This window comes from Streptomyces sp. NPDC050085, assembly GCF_044460595.1.
In the GTDB taxonomy this organism is placed as follows: Bacteria; Actinomycetota; Actinomycetes; order Streptomycetales; family Streptomycetaceae; genus Streptomyces.
Window position 1 is genome coordinate 57,540 of sequence record NZ_JBITJZ010000007.1, and the last position, 17,828, is coordinate 75,367.

At 71.5% G+C, this 17,828-nt stretch carries 20 protein-coding genes and 1 pseudogene; 11 read left to right on the forward strand and 10 right to left on the reverse strand.

All coding sequences use genetic code 11. The features are described from left to right. The first annotated feature begins 16 nt into the window (after positions 1 to 16). The 5 genes and pseudogenes from ACIBUY_RS25585 to ACIBUY_RS25605 all read left to right on the forward strand — a co-directional run bounded on the left by ACIBUY_RS25585 (position 17) and on the right by ACIBUY_RS25605 (position 2,433). Positions 17 to 550, forward strand: a complete 534-nt coding sequence (locus ACIBUY_RS25585) for a flavodoxin domain-containing protein (protein ID WP_399153825.1) — start codon at positions 17 to 19, stop codon at positions 548 to 550. A gap of 529 nt (positions 551 to 1,079) precedes the next feature. Next, positions 1,080 to 1,358, forward strand: a complete 279-nt coding sequence (locus tag ACIBUY_RS25590; protein ID WP_365575767.1) for a hypothetical protein — start codon at positions 1,080 to 1,082, stop codon at positions 1,356 to 1,358. Positions 1,359 to 1,435: 77 nt separating this feature from the next. Then, positions 1,436 to 1,840: an ANTAR domain-containing protein gene (locus tag ACIBUY_RS25595; protein ID WP_365575765.1), complete on the forward strand. Its 405-nt coding sequence runs from the start codon at positions 1,436 to 1,438 to the stop codon at positions 1,838 to 1,840. After that, positions 1,837 to 1,980: pseudogene (locus tag ACIBUY_RS25600) on the forward strand (PRC-barrel domain containing protein); the annotation flags it as partial. The gene ACIBUY_RS25595 and the pseudogene ACIBUY_RS25600, both read left to right, overlap by 4 nt. 108 nt (positions 1,981 to 2,088) lie before the next feature. Next, on the forward strand, positions 2,089 to 2,433 hold the full coding sequence (locus ACIBUY_RS25605; RefSeq protein WP_365575763.1) for an ANTAR domain-containing protein: 345 nt from the start codon (positions 2,089 to 2,091) through the stop codon (positions 2,431 to 2,433). 143 nt (positions 2,434 to 2,576) lie between these two features. Here the strand turns inward: ACIBUY_RS25605 and ACIBUY_RS25610 are convergent, their stop codons facing one another. The 3 genes from ACIBUY_RS25610 to ACIBUY_RS25620 form a co-directional block, all read right to left on the reverse strand. Beyond that, a complete protein-coding gene (locus ACIBUY_RS25610) occupies positions 2,577 to 4,007 on the reverse strand; it encodes a PP2C family protein-serine/threonine phosphatase (RefSeq protein WP_399153826.1) in 1,431 nt (476 codons plus the stop codon). 35 nt (positions 4,008 to 4,042) lie between these two features. After that, a complete protein-coding gene (locus tag ACIBUY_RS25615) occupies positions 4,043 to 4,645 on the reverse strand; it encodes a hypothetical protein (protein WP_399153827.1) in 603 nt (200 codons plus the stop codon). A gap of 196 nt (positions 4,646 to 4,841) precedes the next feature. After that, positions 4,842 to 6,212: a diacylglycerol/lipid kinase family protein gene (locus ACIBUY_RS25620; protein WP_399153828.1), complete on the reverse strand. Its 1,371-nt coding sequence runs from the start codon at positions 6,210 to 6,212 to the stop codon at positions 4,842 to 4,844. Between the two features lie 103 nt (positions 6,213 to 6,315). Here ACIBUY_RS25620 and ACIBUY_RS25625 point away from each other — a divergent pair, with 103 nt between their 5' ends. Then, positions 6,316 to 7,176, forward strand: a complete 861-nt coding sequence (locus ACIBUY_RS25625) for a DUF1206 domain-containing protein (RefSeq protein WP_399153829.1) — start codon at positions 6,316 to 6,318, stop codon at positions 7,174 to 7,176. Between the two features lie 145 nt (positions 7,177 to 7,321). On the opposite strand, the gene ACIBUY_RS25630 is transcribed toward ACIBUY_RS25625, so the two are convergent. Together ACIBUY_RS25630 and ACIBUY_RS25635 are read right to left on the reverse strand one after the other, a co-directional pair. Beyond that, complete coding sequence (locus ACIBUY_RS25630) at positions 7,322 to 7,711, reverse strand: STAS domain-containing protein (protein ID WP_365575753.1); 390 nt, start codon at positions 7,709 to 7,711, stop codon at positions 7,322 to 7,324. A gap of 609 nt (positions 7,712 to 8,320) precedes the next feature. Then, positions 8,321 to 8,503 carry a hypothetical protein gene (locus ACIBUY_RS25635; protein ID WP_365575751.1) on the reverse strand — a complete coding sequence of 61 codons (183 nt, stop codon included), beginning with the start codon at positions 8,501 to 8,503 and terminating at the stop codon, positions 8,321 to 8,323. A gap of 151 nt (positions 8,504 to 8,654) precedes the next feature. Between ACIBUY_RS25635 and ACIBUY_RS25640 the strand changes: the two genes are divergently transcribed. After that, positions 8,655 to 8,894 (forward strand): hypothetical protein, encoded by a 240-nt coding sequence (locus tag ACIBUY_RS25640; RefSeq protein WP_399153830.1) that lies wholly within the window; start codon positions 8,655 to 8,657, stop codon positions 8,892 to 8,894. A 70-nt stretch (positions 8,895 to 8,964) separates the two neighbouring features. Here ACIBUY_RS25640 and ACIBUY_RS25645 read toward each other — a convergent pair whose 3' ends face one another. After that, entirely contained in the window at positions 8,965 to 9,930 is a 966-nt protein-coding gene (locus tag ACIBUY_RS25645) for a pirin family protein (protein ID WP_399153831.1), read from the reverse strand. 145 nt (positions 9,931 to 10,075) lie between these two features. On the opposite strand from ACIBUY_RS25645, the gene ACIBUY_RS25650 reads away from it, so the two are divergent. From ACIBUY_RS25650 to ACIBUY_RS25665, 4 genes are all read left to right on the forward strand, one after another. Then, positions 10,076 to 10,780 carry an ABC transporter permease gene (locus ACIBUY_RS25650; RefSeq protein ID WP_399153832.1) on the forward strand — a complete coding sequence of 235 codons (705 nt, stop codon included), beginning with the start codon at positions 10,076 to 10,078 and terminating at the stop codon, positions 10,778 to 10,780. Then, positions 10,777 to 11,451 carry an ABC transporter permease subunit gene (locus ACIBUY_RS25655; protein WP_365575745.1) on the forward strand — a complete coding sequence of 225 codons (675 nt, stop codon included), beginning with the start codon at positions 10,777 to 10,779 and terminating at the stop codon, positions 11,449 to 11,451. The genes ACIBUY_RS25650 and ACIBUY_RS25655 overlap by 4 nt, the downstream gene beginning before the upstream one ends. Next, positions 11,448 to 12,398: an ABC transporter substrate-binding protein gene (locus ACIBUY_RS25660; RefSeq protein ID WP_399153833.1), complete on the forward strand. Its 951-nt coding sequence runs from the start codon at positions 11,448 to 11,450 to the stop codon at positions 12,396 to 12,398. The genes ACIBUY_RS25655 and ACIBUY_RS25660 overlap by 4 nt, the downstream gene beginning before the upstream one ends. Before the next feature lie 84 nt (positions 12,399 to 12,482). After that, on the forward strand, positions 12,483 to 13,676 hold the full coding sequence (locus ACIBUY_RS25665; protein WP_399153834.1) for an NAD(P)/FAD-dependent oxidoreductase: 1,194 nt from the start codon (positions 12,483 to 12,485) through the stop codon (positions 13,674 to 13,676). Between the two features lie 27 nt (positions 13,677 to 13,703). On the opposite strand, the gene ACIBUY_RS25670 is transcribed toward ACIBUY_RS25665, so the two are convergent. From ACIBUY_RS25670 to ACIBUY_RS25685, 4 genes are read right to left on the reverse strand one after another with little or no spacing between them, the layout of a single operon-like run. Beyond that, positions 13,704 to 14,867, reverse strand: coding sequence for a betaine/proline/choline family ABC transporter ATP-binding protein (locus ACIBUY_RS25670; protein WP_365575739.1), 1,164 nt, complete (start codon positions 14,865 to 14,867; stop codon positions 13,704 to 13,706). Between the two features lie 22 nt (positions 14,868 to 14,889). Continuing rightward, the gene (locus tag ACIBUY_RS25675; protein WP_399153835.1) at positions 14,890 to 15,546 is read right to left on the reverse strand and encodes a lactate utilization protein C; all 657 of its coding nucleotides are present in this window, start codon (positions 15,544 to 15,546) and stop codon (positions 14,890 to 14,892) included. Next, positions 15,543 to 17,021, reverse strand: coding sequence for a LutB/LldF family L-lactate oxidation iron-sulfur protein (locus tag ACIBUY_RS25680; protein WP_399153836.1), 1,479 nt, complete (start codon positions 17,019 to 17,021; stop codon positions 15,543 to 15,545). The genes ACIBUY_RS25675 and ACIBUY_RS25680 overlap by 4 nt, the downstream gene beginning before the upstream one ends. Beyond that, a complete protein-coding gene (locus ACIBUY_RS25685) occupies positions 17,018 to 17,791 on the reverse strand; it encodes a (Fe-S)-binding protein (RefSeq protein WP_399154038.1) in 774 nt (257 codons plus the stop codon). The genes ACIBUY_RS25680 and ACIBUY_RS25685 overlap by 4 nt, the downstream gene beginning before the upstream one ends. Positions 17,792 to 17,828: the final 37 nt, after the last annotated feature.

Here is a 17,828-nt window from a genome sequence, read left to right on the forward strand (position 1 = left end):
AAGGGAGTTGATCCGCATGCACGAGCACATCGAACGCGTTCTGGTCACCTACGGCACGGCGAACGGCTCGACGCCGCAGATCGCCGGCGCCATCGCCGACGTCCTGAACAAGGCCGGGCTGCGGGCCGAACCGCGCCTGGCCCGATTCGTGGCGAGCGTGGAACCCTATGACGCGGTGGTCCTGGGCAGCGGGTTGTACGCCGGACACTGGCACCGGTACGTGCGGCGCTTCGTCCGACGCCATCGCCGAGCCCTGTCCGAGCGCCCGCTGTGGTTGTTCAGCAGCGGACCGCTCGACGACTCGGCGTCGCGGGGCGACATCCCGCCGACTCCGAGCGTGCGCCGGATCGCCGACCAGCTGCACGCCCGTGAGCACGTCACCTTCGGCGGTTGCCTCAAGGAGAACGCGCAGAGCCGGGGCGCCCGCATGCTGGTGCGGTCCGGCAAGGGCGGCGACTTCCGGGACTTCCCGGCGATCGAGCAGTGGGCGGAGCACGTGGCCGACGAGATCCTCCTCGCCTCCTGGCAGCGGCCGGACCGGCGCAGGTGAGAAGGACCGCGAGCGGGCACGCCGACGGCCTGAGGGGTGGTGTCGACCGGCCTGTGGCGTAGGCCTCCGACGGGCCCGGGGTGTTGTCGAGCAGTGTGGTGGCGATGCGACCGGCCTCCAGCCCCTGGCGTCGTCCCGCAGGCAGCCACCAAAGGTGATGTGCTCTCGCGCGTTGAGCCGGATGAGCGCGCGCTGCTGAACAGCCACAGCGGCCGTATGTGCAGGGCCGCACCGTGATCCTTGAGGAACCGGTGCGCTTCCTCGAGCCAGCGCCCCTCGTAGAGGGGGCTGCCGGGGATCACGGCCTGGCAGGCCTGCACATCGACGACGTCGGACTCGTTGGGTAGGCGACAAGTACCTTGTGCGCCATGGCGAACGCCCTCCGTCAGGCGCAGTGGGCCATCAGCGGGTACCGGGCAGGATACGGGCGACGTCATGCTGTATCCGCAACCCGCGAGCAGGACTACGCTGTTGAATGAGGCCCCGGTCCCCGGCAGCGATGACTCGTTCCGTTCCCGGGAGGCCCGCCGTGCTGGTCCTGCCGCTCGTTCTCCTCGTGGTCATGTTCGGGCTCGGCTTCCTCAACGCTCTGTGGTGGGTGGCCGCGGCCGTGCTGATCTTCGGGCTCGTCCACTACGGCCGGGGCGGTACCGGGAGTTGGGGACGTCGAAGCAATTCCCGGTACGAGGACTACGGGGAGTACCGGGACGGCCGGGATCGTGAGGACCGCTGGGACCGCCGCTACCGGCGTCAGAACCGAGGTCGGTGGCTGCGCCAGGATCGCCGGGACGACGAACGCCACAGGTGAGCCGGGATGTGCCTGTCATGACCCACCGGATGGCGCCGCCAGACGGGAAACGAGGAACGCGGCGAGAGGCACCTGTCATGCAGCGGACGACCATGGTCCAAGAGGAGCGGTGGAACCTGACGGCGGAGGCTGCCTGGGGGAGCACGCCCCCGGGGCAGGACGTCGCGGCCCTGCGCGCCGAGATCGATCAGCTGCGCCGGACGATGGCCGGCCGGGCGGTCGTCGACCAGGCGTGCGGCATGGTGATGGCGCTGACCCCCTGCCGTCGCGCAGCGGCCAGGAGCCTGCTGGTGGACGTTGCGAGGCAGTCCGATCTCAAGCTGCGAGAGGTCGCCGCGGCCCTGGTCGCCACCACGGTGAACGTGCCGCTACCCCTACGGTTGCACCGAGCCCTGCGCCGCGCTCTGCGGCAGTTTCACGCGGGCGACCGACGGATGACCGTGCGCCGACCGGACAGGCCTTCAGGGAGGGAGACATCGTGATTCACTCGGCCGATGTCCGGGAGTGGCGCGACCGCGCGGTCGTCGACACCGCGGCACACAAGATCGGTGCCCTCGAAGCGGTCCATGTGGACACCACCACCGATGAACCGGCCGTGGCCACCGTGCGAGGCGGGCTGCCCTACGGGTCCGGCATGGGCGTGGAGCGACAACTCGCCCGCCGCTAGCCGCATGTGGCCCCCTGGGGCACGGGCTGCGGCTCTCGTCGCTGCGTCATGAGGTAGGCACCCATGCATCAATCGGCCACGTCCTGCGGTGGACAGCGGCTGTTGAAGGTTGCGGCAACGGATGCGGCTCTCATTACCGAGATCCGCGAACTGCGCCTGGAGAACGAGCAGTTGGGCAAGGCACTGTCGAGCCGCGCGGTGATCGACCAGGCGCGCGGCATGATCATGGCCCTGGCGCCCTGTTCCAGCGAGAAGGCATGGGGTGTGCTGGTCGACGTGTCGCAGCACTGCAACATCAAAGTGCGGGACGTGGCCGCGGCCCTGGTCGCCACGACGCAGAACGAGCGGCTCCCCGCGCAGCTGCGCCGCGAGCTGCGCCGCGCGCTGAAGTGCCTCCACAGCCGGTAGTGACCGCTCGCTCGGCGCGAGCGGCACCGGGAGCTGTGTCCTCAACTCTCCGGTGCCTTCGTCCCGGTCGACGTCGGGACGCGCCTCTCGGGTAGCCCGCGGTGCGGATCGCAAACACGGCAGGTCCACGGTTGCCATCCTGGTCACGTGCTGTGGGAGGCGGGGAACGGCAGGCTGGTGTGGGCGGTGCCCGACGCGCCGGAGGTCGCTGCGGCGGGCCTCGTGGATGCGGCACTCAGGGCGAGGAGCGCGACGTCGTCGGCGGGCCCCGTGGGGAAGGAGCCGAGGAGCGCGGTCAGGTCGTGGATGATCGCGGCGGCGCCGAGGGCGCGGTTGGTGGCGGCGTGGTGGGCCAGATGAGCGGTCAGTCCGCTCTCGCCGAACCGTGCGCCCCGGGAGGTGCGTGCCTCGATGAGTCCGTCGCTGTAGAGGAAGAGGGCCTGGCCGGGCAGGAGTTGGACGGTGCGGGACGTGAAGTCCGCCTGGTGCAGGGCGCCGACGAGCATCCCGCCGGGCAGGACCACCGGCTCGGCGCGGGCGGGAGTGCGGGAGGGCCCGTCGCGCCGGGCCGGGTGCAGGTGGTAGGCGGGGAGGTGGCCGCCGCCGGTCAAGGTGATGGTGAAACCCCCGACGGGGGCGGGGGTGAGGGTGCCGAGGACCAGTGTGCAGAACCGGCTGCCGTCGGGCGATTCCGACAGGAGGGCGGAGTTCAGGGCCCGCAGCACGGCCTGCGGGTCCGGCTGCAGCAGGGCGGTGGAACGCAGGGTGTAGCGGATCAGTGAGGTGAGTGCGGCGGCCGGTGCGCCCCGGCCGCTGACGTCGCCGAGGAAGAACGACCACCGGCCGTCGCCGAGGGGAAAGACGTCGTAGAAGTCACCGCCGACGTCGCTGACCGAGGCGGTGGTGTAGTGGCAGGCCGCTTCCAGGCCCGGGACTTCGGGCAGGGCCGGAGGGAGCAGGGTGCGCTGCAGGGTGGAGGCGTAGGCGGCGATCTCCGCCCGGTCCCGCTCGGCGCGCTGCCGCGCGGCGTGCTCGATCTCCACCAGTTCCCGCTCCACCCGCAGCATGCGCAACGAGGCGAGGCGGAGCTCCAACTCGTCCATCACCAGCGCCGCCAGGTCCGCCAGGGCACCGGCCTGCTCCGAGGTGATGCGGCGCGGCTCGGTGTCCATGACGTCGACGGTGCCGAGGCGGTGCCCGTCACGGGTGGTGATGGGGGCGGCGGCGTAGAAGCGCGCCCGCGTCCGGCCGGTCACCAGAATATGGGCGCGCGCGAGGGGGTCCTGGAGGGTGTCGGGGACGACGAAGGGCCCCTCGGTGAGGATCGCCGAGGTGGAGAGCCCCGGATCCCGGCCGATCTGGGTGACCCCGGTCAGGCCGTAGGCGGCCTTGAACCACACGCGGTCGGTGTCCACGATCGTCACGGTCGCCACCGGGACGTCGAAGAGGCGGGCGGCCAGGGCGGCGATCCGGTCGAACGCCCCGTCCGGCGGGGTGTCCAGGATGTCGTACCGGCGCACCGCCGCGATCCGCCGCGCCTCCTGTTCCGGCGACAGTTCCACACGCTCCTCCACGCCTCCACACGCTCCGCGTCCGGCGGCGCGGTCGGCTATTCGGGCCGCTGGGTCCGGTCGTTGTGCGCGAGTCCGTCGGGGTGCTCCGAGGTGCGTTCACCGAGGGGAAGTACCAGTACCCGCAGGGTTGTTGGGCCGGGCGGCTGTCGGTGGACCTGCCCGATCTCCTGCCAGCCCCAGGCCGTGAGGGCGGCGCGGACGGAGTGGTCGGACCGATCGGCCAGGGTGACGCCGAGGGATGCCTGATGGTCGGCGAGCAGACGCTCCTGCAGCCGGCGGGCGAGTCCGTGTGCGTGCTGGTGCGGGTGGACGACGGTTTCCGTGATCGCGAAGACGTGCCCGGACGCGGTGAGTTGCTCGAGGTTCTGTGGGAGGGCGCCGTCGAACCCCTCCCACCAGGAACCGTCGCGCGCCACTGGGACTCCGTACGCGCACCCGGTCAGTGTCTCTGCTTCGGCGACGAGCATGTCGAATCCCGGCAGTTGCACCTCGTTCGCCAGGCGGCGCAGGAACGCCTCTCGTGCAGGGAAGTCCTCGCCGGGCGGAGCGGGAGTGGACTCGACGTACAGATCCGCCAGGTCTTCCCGCAGGCCTTCTGCCTGCCAGCGGTTCAGGCGGCGCAGGCGTACCGAATCCATGGCGGCCGGCCTGGAGCTGTCGGGTTCACGGGGGTGCCGGGGAGTTCGCATGGGGCGCCTCGGTTCAGGAGACCGGGTGGACGTGCGGGACGGGCATCGTGGCCGACTGGCAATGCGCTGCCGGGGTCCGGGGCGTCTGCACCGCAGCATAGTCCCGGGACCGGCACGGCGGTGTCGGTCCGTCAGCGGGGTGAGATCACCGTGCCGGAGGGAGGTACATGGTGAGTGCGCGAACCCTCTTGTCGAGGACCAGGGTGTCGCAGGCGGGGCTCACTTCGCCGTCGCGGGTGTAGTCACCGGCCCTTCCCACGCCGTCGATGCGCAGTCGGACCGCGGTGGTCTCCTGGTAGACGCGGGAGCGGGCGAGAGTGCCGGTGAGGAAGGCCGTGACGAGACGGGTGCGGGCGAAGGGGTGCTTTCCGTCGACGAGGCGGAGGTCGAGGAGGCCGTCGTCGAGGGTGGGGCGGTAGGAGGGGGCGAAGCCTGGCGGGTCGTAGCGGCTGTTGCCGGCGAAGAGCAGCCACAGCCGCCGGGGTTGCCCGTCGACGGTGACGTCGATGGGGCTGCCGTCAGCGAGGACCCGGAGCATTCCGATGGCGAGGGCTGGCCACTTGCCGAGGGACGCCTCCCGGGCTTCGCGGGCCCGGACGAGTTCGGGGTAGACGCCGATGCTGAAGGTGTTGAGGAAGTAGGTGCTGGTGCCGTCGCCGGTGATCCGGCCGAGGCCGACGGCTCCGCCGCGGCCCGCCTCGACGGCTTCGGCGGTGTCCTTCAGGGTTGGCAGTCCGAGGTCGGCGGCGAAGTGGTTGAGGGTGCCGCCGGGAAACACGGCGAGAGGCAGGCGGTTGTCGGCGGCCAGTACGGCCGCCGCGTTGACGGTGCCGTCGCCCCCGACCACGCCCAGCGCGCCGCCGTGCGCGGATACGTACGCGGTGGCCTGCCGGAGCACGGTGTGCAGGTCCTCACCCGCTCCGCAGAGTCGCACGTCCGCCTTCGGCAGGAGAGTACACAGCTCGGCGTCGGCCGGGACCCCGCCGCCCGCATCGCTGTTGACGACCACGACCAGCCCCTCGCCGCAGGGCAGGGCAGGAACCGGGAGGCCGGGCCGGGCGCCTGCCGCAGGCTCGTCGCGGCGCAGAGGCCACCAGCGGCACGTGGCCGCCGCGATCCCCACGCCGAGCGTGACATCGACCAGAACGCGGCCGGGGGCGTGCGCGCCTGAGCGTACGCGGGCGGCGGCGACGCCTGCCGCGACGGGGAGCAGGAGGATCGCCAGTCGCGGAGACTCCAAGGTGGCGGCCGTCACGAAGGCGGCGGTGCCGGAGGTCCGCCGGGACGACGGCACTGCGTTCGGCGGGTGCCGCAGCGGCCGACGGCTGTCGAGCAGCTTGGTGGCGACATGGATGACGGCGGAGGCCAGGGCGAGCGAGCCGGTGCCGCGCAGGGCGGCCCGGCGCGTGCTGCGGTGACCGGTCAGGCCTTTCGCGGCCGAAGCGGCCAGTTTCGGCAGGCCCTGGCCTGCGGGCTGCACTGCCTTTTCGCCGAGACGCGGTTCACGGGTTCGCATGCCGGCCGAGTACCCCCGCCGGAGGTGAACAGACTGCTGCCCGCACGGCGCATCGGACGTCCGCACGGGGGCAATCGGGGGCCAGGACGCGCATCGCGCGCCCATGCTGTGGGGAGGCCTTGTGACGTCGTCTCATGCGCGGAGCCGGAGCCGGGGCCGGGGCGCGGGGAGTTCCGCGGGCCGGTCCGCAGAGAAGGAGACGCTGAACGCTGCGGGGCGGGCGGGGTTCGTGGCACGGGGCGTCGTGTACGTCCTCATCGGCGCCCTGGCCATCCAGATGGCCCTCGGCAGCGGCGGGCAGTCGGCGGACCGTCAGGGTGCCCTGGACCAGGTAGCGGCGCAGCCCTTCGGAAAGGTGATGCTGTGGGCACTGGTCGCCGGCTTCGGCTGCATGGCGCTGTGGCGGGCATCTCGTGCGGTCCTCAGCAGGGGCCCGAAACGGAAGGCCGGTTCACGACTCCTCGACGGCGGCCGGGCGATCTTCTACGGCTTCGTCTGTTGGGGAACTGCCGTGTTCGCCGCCGGTGGTGGTCAGGGTTCCAGTGGTAACGCGAAGTCCAAGGACTGGACGGCGACCGTGCTGAAGCTGTCGTACGGCCAAGTCCTGGTGGGGGCCGGGGGTTGCCTCCTGATCGGCATCGGTGCGGTGCTCGCGACACGGGCGGCCCTGCGCAAGTTCCTGCGGCAGCTGGACCTGGGCGCGATGAGCCGGCGCACCCGGCAGGTCGTCACCGGTCTCGGTGTGGGCGGGGGCGTGGCGCGCGGCATAGTGTTCGCCGCGGCCGGCGTCTTCATCCTGGTCGCGGCCGTCCGCTTCGACGCGAACGAGGCCAAGGGAGTGGACGCCACGCTCCGCAGCTTCACGCACACCCCCGCCGGCCCGGGGCTGCTGGTCGCCGTCGCGATCGGGCTGATCCTGTTCGGCGCCTTCTCCTTCGCCTCCGCGCGATGGCGTCGTCTGTGAACGCGCGGGCCGCGTCGATGACGTGACGCTCTGAGCGCGACGGGTGCCACCAGCCAGCGGTTCACCCGACGCAGCCGCGCCGCGCCGAGATCGGACGACTCGTCGCAGGTGGGCTTCCGCGAGTGCCCCCGCCGGGGCCAGGCCGTCACAGCGCACCGCCCGGGACGGCAGGTTCGAGCCGCGGCAGTGCCTGGAGGGGCGCCGGCGACGGAACCGCAGGCAGTCCCGTGAGGAGGAAGCCGCATCCTGTCAGGCCGATCATCCGGGTCAGCAGGGGAGGCGGGTAGTGGAGTCGCAGGGTCCCCCCAGCCGCGCTGGAGTGCAGGTACGCCTCGATGAAGACGCTGAGCCCGGTGCAGTCGCAGAAGGTGACAGGGGTGAGATCGACGTCGATGGTGCGCGTGCCGTCCCGGAGGCACCGTTCGAGCGCCGCACGCACCAGTGGCACCGTCTCCAGATCGATCTCACCGGCCAGGGTGATCAGAGTTCGGGTCTTCCTGTCGTGCCGGTAGAGGTTCAACTGCGGTAGGGGCATGGCGCCTCGGTTCCAGTGACCTGCCGGGCGCAACCACCGGCAGGAGCCGGACTTCGGCTCCTGTCCGGTCGCTGCCGGCATAGGCATACGTTCGGCAGAGGAAGACGAACGGGCGGTCCGGGCATCCGTCCACGAGGACGGGGGAGCCGCTCAGTTCCTCCTGGGGATGGGCCGGGCGACCGGATGAAGGGGTCCGCTCCCCGCGACCATCTGTGTCGATCAGCGACAGGTCCGCCGGGGTCCAGGACGTCTGTACCTCAGGGTAGCCCCCATCCCGCCCCAGAAGACGGCCGGAAGCCGCCCATTCTCCAGGGCTGAACGCCGACCGGGTATCGGAGGTTCCGCGTGCGCACGTCCCGTGCGCCACAAGGAACGTGGAGGCCGGCGCGACATGCGGCGACCGGTGGCCGCCTGCGTCCGGAAGGCCGTGGACCCCAAGGACGCAGTGGAGTTGGACGCGGGCATCACGAAAGTGTCGAAGTGGCCGTCTCCGTCAATGACGTTCACTCGCCGGAGGAGGACACGACAGAGACCAGCGAGGGCCGGGAGCAGTCGATGCGCTCACGGCGACGGTGCAGAGGTCCGGTGTCGGAGCATGGGCGAGCGTGCTCAGCGCCGATGCCCGCGGCTGCGGGGTGACCACCCGGAACCCACGCCGGCGGAGTGCACGGCGAGGAAGGCCAGCCCGACGAGCATGAGACTCGTCGGGTCGAAGACCACCTCGGTCGACGTCTTGGTTGCGTGGATGACGAAGGCGATGACGAACAGCACGGCCGCTACGAATGCCAGCATCTGACTTCTCCTGCCGAGGAAGGGCGTCCCACGGGTGGTCCCTGTGGCAGCACCGCTGCCCGCCGTGTTCCCCACGAAGCCGCGATCAGGCACGTGGAATCCACAGGAACGTCCCTCGATCACGTAGAGCATCCCGATCGACGGGAACTGCTTGATCAGACTTCATCGGCGGGCGTACTCCACGCAGGCGTGGCCCGCACCGTCGGTCCGCGGATCGGCCGGACCGACGTACGCGCCGGATGGCAGCGAGCGCACCGGCCTGCCGTGGGCCATCGGGTTGACGTTCAAGGCGATCCTGCACGCCGGCGAATCCCAGATCCGCCAGGGGACCGAGGTGGATCACCTCTGGGCGCCCACCATCGTCGCGTCCTGCGAGCATGTGCTCCAGTGAGGACCGAAGGTCGGACGACAGCGGCGTTCCCTATGCGGTCGTCATTCGATCGCTGTCACAAATGAACAGATCAGCGCACCCGGCCCCGCGGTTTCAGCGGCACGGGCGGCAGCTCGGGCGCGGCCAGCGGGTCGCCGTCGTATCCCTTCACCTCACCGAACCTCGACCCGGTCATCCAGTCCTCCCGGGCCTGCGTGATGTCGTCCTGCGACCGCCCGATGAAGTTCCACCACATGACCAGCTCCTCCTCGAACGGCTCACCCCCCAGGAGCATCAGGCCCGCGTCCGAATCCGCCCGCACCGGAAGTTCCGTGCGGCCGCAGCCCAGGTAGAGCATCGAGCCGGGCAGGACCGGGACGCCGTCCACGTGGGTCTCGCCCGACATGGACAGGACCGCGTACTCGAAGTCCGGGTCCAGGGGCACGCGGACGTCGGCGCCGCGGGCCAGGGTCAGGTCCGCGCCGACCAGGGGCGAGTACGTCGTGCCGGGTGACGTCGCCCCGTCGAGCGTGCCGAGGACGACCGTGGCGGTCAGGCCGGGGGCCGTCACCGTCGGCAGGTCCGCGTGGTGCTGGAAGTGCGGCTCGGTGTGGCGGTGGGCGTCGGGCAGGGCCACCCAGAGCTGCGCCCCGTGCAGGAAGCGGGCGTGCGACTTGGGGCTCTCCTCGGAGTGCGAGATCGCGCGACCCGACGTCATCAGGCCCAGCTCGCGCGGGCGGACCGTCTGCAGGCTGCCCGTCGAATCGCGGTGCAGCACCTCGCCCTCGTGCAGCCAGCTCACCGTCTGCAGGCCCATGTGCGGGTGCGGCGGCACCTGCATGCCGGGCTCGTCCGCGATGTCGTCGGGACCGTAGTGGTCGACGAACGCCCAGGCCCCCACCATCCGGCGGCCCAGGTTCGGCAGCAGCCTGCGGACCTCCGTGGACGCGCCGAGTCGGACGCGGCGCGGGCTGAGGAGTTCGCGGACCGGTTCCGCCACGACGAATCCCCGTCCGCCGCACACGGAGACGGCCGCCTCGCGATCAAGATTGCTCATGCCCGACAACCTAGCCGCGCGGCCCCGTCCCGTCAGGCCCGTGGCAGGAAGTCGCCCCCGTCGGACGGCGTGCGGGCCCCCGCGCCCGCCGCCCGTACGGGTCACCCAGCGCGCCCCCGGCCTCAGCAGCCACTGGAATGGACGAGTGCCCCACGTGACCGCGGCGGTCGACACCCCGCCGCCGGACGACTGCCTCGCCCGCAACGACTGGATCTGCGGCGAGTATCTGAGCACGCGCCGGCACATCCTGTTCGACGCCGTCGTGCAGCACCTGCAGATCACGCTGATCGCCGTCGCGCTCGCGCTCGTCATCGCCGTGCCGCTCGCCGTCCTCGCCCGGCGCTGGGGCTGGGCCGCGGGACCGGTGCTCGCGCTGACGACCGTGCTGTACACGATCCCGTCGCTCGCGATGTTCTCGCTGCTGCTGCCCGTCTACGGCCTGTCCGCGACCCTCGTCGTCGCCGGGCTCGTGCTGTACTCGCTCACCCTGCTCGTACGGAACATCCTCGCCGGGCTCCGCGCCGTCCCCGAAGAGACCCGGCAGGCCGCGCGCGGCATGGGCTACGGGCCGGTCCGGCTGCTGCTCACCGTCGAACTGCCCCTCGCGCTGCCCGCCGCCATGGCGGGGCTCCGGATCGCCACCGTGTCGGCGGTGTCGCTCGTGACCGTCGGCGCCATCGTCGGCTACGGAGGCCTGGGGAACCTGATCTACGCCGGGATGAACACCTACTTCAAGGCACAGGTGCTGACCGCCTCCGTGCTCTGTGTCGTCATCGCCATCGCCGCCGATCTGGTGCTGCTCGCCGTGGGACGGCTGCTCACCCCCTGGACGAGAGCGAGCCGCGCGTGAAGACCCTCACCGACGCCTGGAACTGGCTCGCCGACTCGGCGCACTGGTCGGGCGACGACGGCATCTGGCACCGGCTCACCCAGCACCTGGTGCTCACCGTCGTGTGCCTGGTCATCAGTTGCCTGATCGCCCTGCCCATCGCCCTGGTCCTCGGTCACCTGGGCAAGGGGGGCGCGCTCGCCGTCAACATCTCCAACGTGGGACGGGCCGTGCCCACCTTCGCCGTCCTCGTGCTCCTGCTCCTCACCCCGCTCGGACAGTACGGCGAAGGGCCCACCGTCGTCGCCCTCGTCCTGTTCGCCGTGCCGCCGCTGCTCACCAACGCGTACGTCGGCATGCGCGGCGTCGACCGGGAAGTCGTCCGGGCCGCGCGGGGGATGGGCATGACCGGGCGGCAGATGCTGCTGAAGGTGGAGGCGCCGCTCGCGCTGCCGATGATCCTCAACGGGGTGCGGATCGCCGCCGTGCAACTCGTCGCCACCGCCACCATCGCCGCACTCGCGGGCGGCGGCGGACTCGGCCGCATCATCACCGCCGGGTTCAACCTCGCCAGTACGCCCCAGGTCGTCGCGGGCGCCGTGCTCGTCGCCGTCTTCGCCCTCGTCGTCGAAGGGCTCTTCGAGATCGGTGAGCGGCTCGCACCGTCCTGGGCCCGGGGGAGGGTCGGATGACGGGTACGGCACGCAGGCTGACCGCCCTGCTCGGGCTTCTGCTGCTGATCGCCGGATGTTCCTCCGGGCCCTCCCTGGAGAACCAGGGCGAGGTGACCGCGCCGCCCGGCGACAGCAAGCACCTTGTCATCGGGTCCGCCGGATTCACCGAGAGCGACCTGCTCGCCAACATGTACGCACTGCTCCTGAAGAACGCCGGCTACGGCACCGAGATCCTGTCCGTCGCCAACCGCGAGCTGTACGAACCCGCCCTGGAATCCGGGCAGATCGACGTCGTCCCCGAATACGCGGCCACCTTCGCCGACTGGCTGAACGCCAAGACCAACGGGGCGGACGCGGCGCCCGTCGGCTCCCCCGACCTCGACGCCACCATGAAGGCACTGCGGGACCTCGCACGACCCCGCGGCCTCGTGGTCCTCGACCCCGGCAGGGCCGTCGACCAGAACGCCTTCGCCGTCGCGCGGTCGTACGCCACCGAGCACCGGCTCAAGACGCTCAGCGACCTCGGCGCCTCGGGCCTGAAGGTGCGACTCGCCGCCGGGGACGAATGCGTACAACGCCCGTACTGCGAACCGGGGTTGAAGAAGGTCTACGGCATCGACATCACCGGCGTCGACCCGAAGGGCGTCGGCACCACCCAGTCCAAGAAGGCCGTGCAGAGCGGACAGGACCAGATGGTGCTGACCACGTCCACCGACGCCACCCTGTCCGACTTCGGGCTCGTCCTGCTCGAGGACGACAAGCACCTCCAGAACGCCGACTACATCGTCCCGGTCGTGAACCGCTCCCGGGCGGGCAGCGACAAGGTGGCCAAGGCCCTCGGCACGCTCAACTCCGTACTCACCACCGAGGACCTGGCCTCGATGAACGAGCAGGTCGACAGCTGGCGGCGGCTGCCCGAGGACGTGGCGCGCACCTACCTGGAGGACAAGGGGCTGCTGAAGTAGGGCGGCTCCGGTGGGCATGGCCAGGCCGGTTCATGGGAACGTGAAACAGCCTCCACCCCTCCCTCCTGACCCGCAGGAGCGCGTATGACTTCCGCCGTCGTCGTCGGTGCGGGCGTGCTCGGCGCCTGCGTCGGCTACCACCTTGCGCGAGCGGGCGTGCGCGTCGTCGTCGTGGAGCGGGCGCGGCCCGCCTGCGGCACGTCCGGCGCCACGTTCGCAGCGGACGTGACCCATCTGAAGACCCCGTACGCGTACTACCTCCTGAACCGGCAGGGCTCCGACGAGCACCGCCGCCTCGGCGAAGAGCTCGACGGGCCCGCATGGCGGCACCCCGCGCCGCTGCTGCAGTGGGCCGAGGGGGAGGAGGCCCAACAGGCGTTGCGGGCACAGGCGTTGCGGGTCCGTGGCTGGGGGCACGACTGCCGGCTGGTCCCGCCGTCCCTGCTGCGGGAACTGGCTCCCGCAGTGGACCCCGCAGCGTGCCGCGCCGACGAGGTGGTGGTGAACGACAGCACCGCCTGGTTCGACGCACCGGGCTTGGTCCGCACCCTGCTCGACGCCGCCGTACGCCTCGGCGGAGTCGAGACGCACTTCGGGGCCGCCGTCACCGGCCTCGTCCGTGCGGGCGGCCGGATCGCCGGTGTCGTCGCGGGGGAGCGGTCCTGGGACGCCGACGTCGTCGTCAACTGCGCGGGACCCGGCGCCGATCGCATCGCCGCCCTCGCCGGGGTGCGGCTGCCGCTGCGCCGCGTGCCGGGGCTCGTCACCGAGAGCGAGCCGCTGCCCGGCAGGCCGCTCACGGCGATCGTCGCCGCTCCCGGCATCGACCTTCGGCCCACCCGGGGCGGCGGCGTACTGGCCCTGTCCTGGGACGTCGACGCACGGCTGAACGGGTCGGTCGACGGGCTGCCCCAGGAACTGCACCGGCGGGCCCGCGTCGTCGTCCCCGGCCTGGCGCGGACCCGCATCGAGGACGCCCGGATCGGGGTGCGCCCCGTGCCGAGCGACGGACTGCCGCTGGTGGGAGAGGCGGCGGGCGCACCCGGCCTGTACCACCTCGTCTCGCACAGCGCGGTGACGCTCGCCCCGGTCCTCGGCCGGCTCGCCGCACAGGAGATCGGCACCGGGCGACCCGCCCCGGAACTCGCCGCGTACCGGCCGGACCGCGCCGTCGACGGCGACGTGCACGACGCGAACCTGCGGGCGATGAACCGGCGCGCGGTGAACGGACGGAGACCTCACCCTCAAGACCCTCAAGACCCTCAAGCTGAACTTTAGGGTGAGGTTCCCTGGGTGGGGCGCGGCTCAGGCGTCGGCGACCGAGTCGAACTCCACCTCGTCACGCGCCACGCCCTGCGCGTCCGCGTCGACCGAGCGCCGTAGCGCCTCGTGGAGCTTCGCCGGGGTCAGCACGCCCAGGAAGCGGGAGCCGTCCAGGACCGCGACCCAGCCCGCGTCGTGCTGGAGCATCACGCCGAACGCCTGCTTGAGCGGGGCGCCGATCGGCACCCACGCGTTCATCCGGTGGGCCAGATCGCCGACCCGGCCGTCCTGCCCGGCGAGCGCGACCTCGTCGACGCCGACCCAGCCGTGCAGATCGCCCTGCTCGTCCAGGACCACCGCCCAGCGCACGTCCTCGTCCCGCATCCGGGCCGCCGCCTGCGCGGCCGGCTCGTCGAGGCGGGCCACCGACGGCTGTTCCAGGTCGTCCACCTCGATCTCGGTGACCGAGAGCCGCTTGAGCCCACGGTCCGCGCCGACGAACTCCGCCACGTACGGCGTCGCGGGCGTCCCGAGCACCGCGCCCGGGGTGTCGAACTGCTCGATGCGCCCCTGCCCGTACACCGCGATCCGGTCGCCGAGCCGCACCGCCTCCTCGATGTCGTGCGTGACCAGCAGGACCGTCTTGCGCACTGCCGCCTGCATCCGCAGGAACTCGTCCTGCAGCTGCTCGCGCACCACCGGGTCGACCGCGCCGAACGGTTCGTCCATCAGCAGGACGGGAGGATCAGCGGCGAGCGCCCGCGCCACGCCGACCCGCTGGCGCTGACCGCCCGACAGCTGCTCCGGATAGCGACTGCCGTACGTCTTCGGGTCGAGGCCCACGAGGTCGAGCAGCTCCGCCGCGCGAGCCCGTGCCTTCGCCTTCTTCCAGCCGATCAGCGCCGGGACGGTCGCCGTGTTGTCGAGGATCGTGCGGTGCGGGAAGAGGCCGACCTGCTGGATGACGTAACCGATCCGGCGGCGCAGCTTGACCGGGTCGACCGTCGCGATGTCCTGGCCCTCGACGTAGATGCGTCCCGACGTCGGCTCGATGAGCCGGTTGACCATCATCATCGTCGTGGTCTTGCCGCAGCCGGACGGGCCGACGAGCGTGACCAGTTCGCCCTCGGCGACCTCGAAGGACAGGTCGTCGACCGCCGTCGTGCCGTCCGCGTACCGCTTGGTGACCTGATCGAACCGGATCATGCCCTCAACGTAACCGCGCGGTTCACTCCTCGCTCACCAGCACCACCTCCAGGGTGCGCGGCCCGTGCACCCCCTCGACGCGGTCCAGCTCGATGTCGCTGGTCGCGGACGGGCCCGAGATCCAGGTCAGCGGGCGCGTCGGGGCGAGCCGTTCGAGGGCCTGGGGGACGGAGGAGACGACCTGGTCGGGGACGCGGACCACGACGATGTGGTGATCGGGGACGAGGGTGATGCGGCGACGGCCCTGGTCGGGACTGCCGTCGAGGACGATCGTGCCGGTCTCGGCGATGGCGAGGGCGCAGGCGGTGACGACACTGTCGACTCCGTCCAGTGCGGAGGGGGTGTGCCCGGCGTCGTCGGCGACGCGGGTGGCCTCGGTCCGCGCCAGCCATGCCTCGGGCAGCCCCGGCGGGGCGACCACGGACCGCGAGCCGTGTTCTCCCAGGAGGCGGGCCACTGTCGCCGGAATTTCTTGGCGGGCGGTGCGGTGCACGATCGCCCGGTAGTCCGCGAGGTTCTCCGCCAGCAGCTCGACCGTCTCCTCGGTCGTACGGGAACCGTGTTCGCGCAGATAGCCGCGGTCGATCTCGTCGGCGTACTTCTCGTACGTCACCGGAGGCCCGGCCGGGGTGCCCAGCGCGCGCCGCACCCGGCCCAGGATCACGTCCCTGCTGCTCATGCTCCGGCCTCCTTGCCGCCGTCGGTCCGCTGCCACCAGTCGCGGAAGGACTCCGCCGGTACCTTCGGCAGATCCCGCGTCGCCGTCCAGGCCTTGCCGGGACCCGGCAGCGTCCGCGGATGGAAGCGGCGGGTGCGTGCGGCCAGGCGCTGGCCCGTGCCGAGTGCCGCCGGGTGGGTGAACGCCCAGCGGGCCGCCCGCATCGCCGCCCGCTCCGCCGCGTGTCCCTTGGCCGGTTTGAGGGTGACCTTCGCGCCGCGCCGGGTCACTTCGCCGCCCTGGACGACCCGCTCCCGCAGGTGCACGAGGACCTCGGGGATGTCGATGGCGACGGGGCAGACCTCGTAGCAGGCGCCGCACAGCGAGGACGCGTACGGCAGTGAGGCGTCGATCTCGCTTTCTGTGCCGCGGAGTTGGGGGCTGAGGATGGCGCCGATCGGGCCGGGGTAGACGGAGCCGTAGGCGTGGCCGCCGGCCCGCTCGTAGACCGGACAGACGTTCAGGCAGGCCGAGCAGCGGATGCAGCGCAGGGCCTGGCGGCCGACCTCGTCGGCGAGGGTGTCGGTGCGGCCGTTGTCGAGCAGGACCAGGTGGAAGGTGGACGGACCGTCGGTGTCGGTGGTGCCCGTCCACATCGACGTGTACGGGTTCATGCGCTCGGCCGTGGAGGAGCGGGGGAGGGTCTGGAGGAAGACCTCCAGGTCCCGCCAGGTCGGGACGATCTTCTCGATGCCGACGACCGAGATCAGCGTCTCGGGGAGGGTGAGGCACATGCGGCCGTTGCCCTCGGACTCGACCACGACGAGGGTGCCGGTCTCGGCGACCATGAAGTTCGCCCCGGAGACGCCGACCTTGGCGCGCAGGAACTTCTCCCGCAGGTGCAGACGGGCCGCCTCGGCGAGCTCGGCCGGGGTGTCGGTCAGCCCGTCGGGCGCCGGACGTCCCCAACTGCCCATCTCTTTACGGAAGATGTCGCGGATCTCGCCGCGGTTGCGGTGGATCGCGGGGACCAGGATGTGGGAGGGGCGGTCCTTGCCGAGCTGCACGATGAGCTCGGCGAGGTCGGTCTCGTACGCGGAGATCCCGGCCTCTTCGAGCGCTTCGTTGAGGCCGATCTCCTGCGTGGCCATCGACTTGACCTTGACGACCTCCGACTGGCCCGTCTCCCGCACGAGGCGGGTCACGATCCGGTTGGCCTCGTCGGCGTCGGCCGCCCAGTGCACGGTGCCGCCCGCGGCCGTGACCGACTCCTCCAACTGGACGAGGTAGTGGTCGAGATGGCGCAGCGTGTGGTCCTTGATCTGCCGCCCGGCTTCCCGCAGCTGCGCCCAGTCGTCGAGTTCGGCGACGGCCCGCGCGCGCTTGTCGCGGATGGTGTGGGTGGCGTGCCGCAGGTTGGCGCGCAGCGTGGTGTCGCGCACGGCGTCGTGCGCGGCCTTCGGGAAGGCGGGCATGCCCACGAAGGTTCCGCTCATGACCAGGGCTCCTCTTCCGTGCTCGCCAGGATCTCCGCGATGTGGACGGGGCGCATGTCCGTCCGCAGGCGGCTCATCGTGCCGCCGATGTGCATCAGGCACGAGTTGTCGGCGGCGCACAGCACGTCCGCGCCCGTCGACTCGGCGTTGCGCACCTTGTCGGTGCCCATCGCCGCCGAGACATCGGAGTTCTTCACCGCGAACGTGCCGCCGAAGCCGCAGCACTCCTGCGCGCCCGGCAGCTCGACCAGATCGAGCCCCTTGACGGCACGCAGCAGCCGGGTGGGGCGCTCGCCGAGGCCGAGGGAGCGCAGGCCGTGGCACGTCGGGTGGTACGTCACCTTGTGCGGGTAGTACGCGCCGACGTCGGTCACTTCCAGTACGTCGACCAGGAACTCCGTCAGTTCGTACGTCTTCGGGATCACCGGCGCCAGCGTCGTCGCGAGGCCGTCGCCCCGGCCCTCCGCGCGGGCCCGCTCGCCCATCCGCGGGTAGAGCTCGCGCACCATCGCCGCGCACGAACCGGACGGCGTGATGATTGCGTCGTAATCACCCGACGCGATGCCGGGCCCGAATACATCGGAGAAATGTCGGGCGAGCGGCTCGGCCTCCTTCCGGTAGCCGGTGTTGTAGTGAGGCTGCCCGCAACAGGTCTGGGCGGGTGGGAAGTCCACCTCGACGCCCAGTCTGGTCAGGAGTTTCACCACGGCACGGCCCGTGTCGGGGTAGAGCGTGTCGTTGACACAGGTCAGGAAGAGCGCGACACGCATCGTGGCCCCTTCGGTCAGCTGATTCGGCTCGATCATC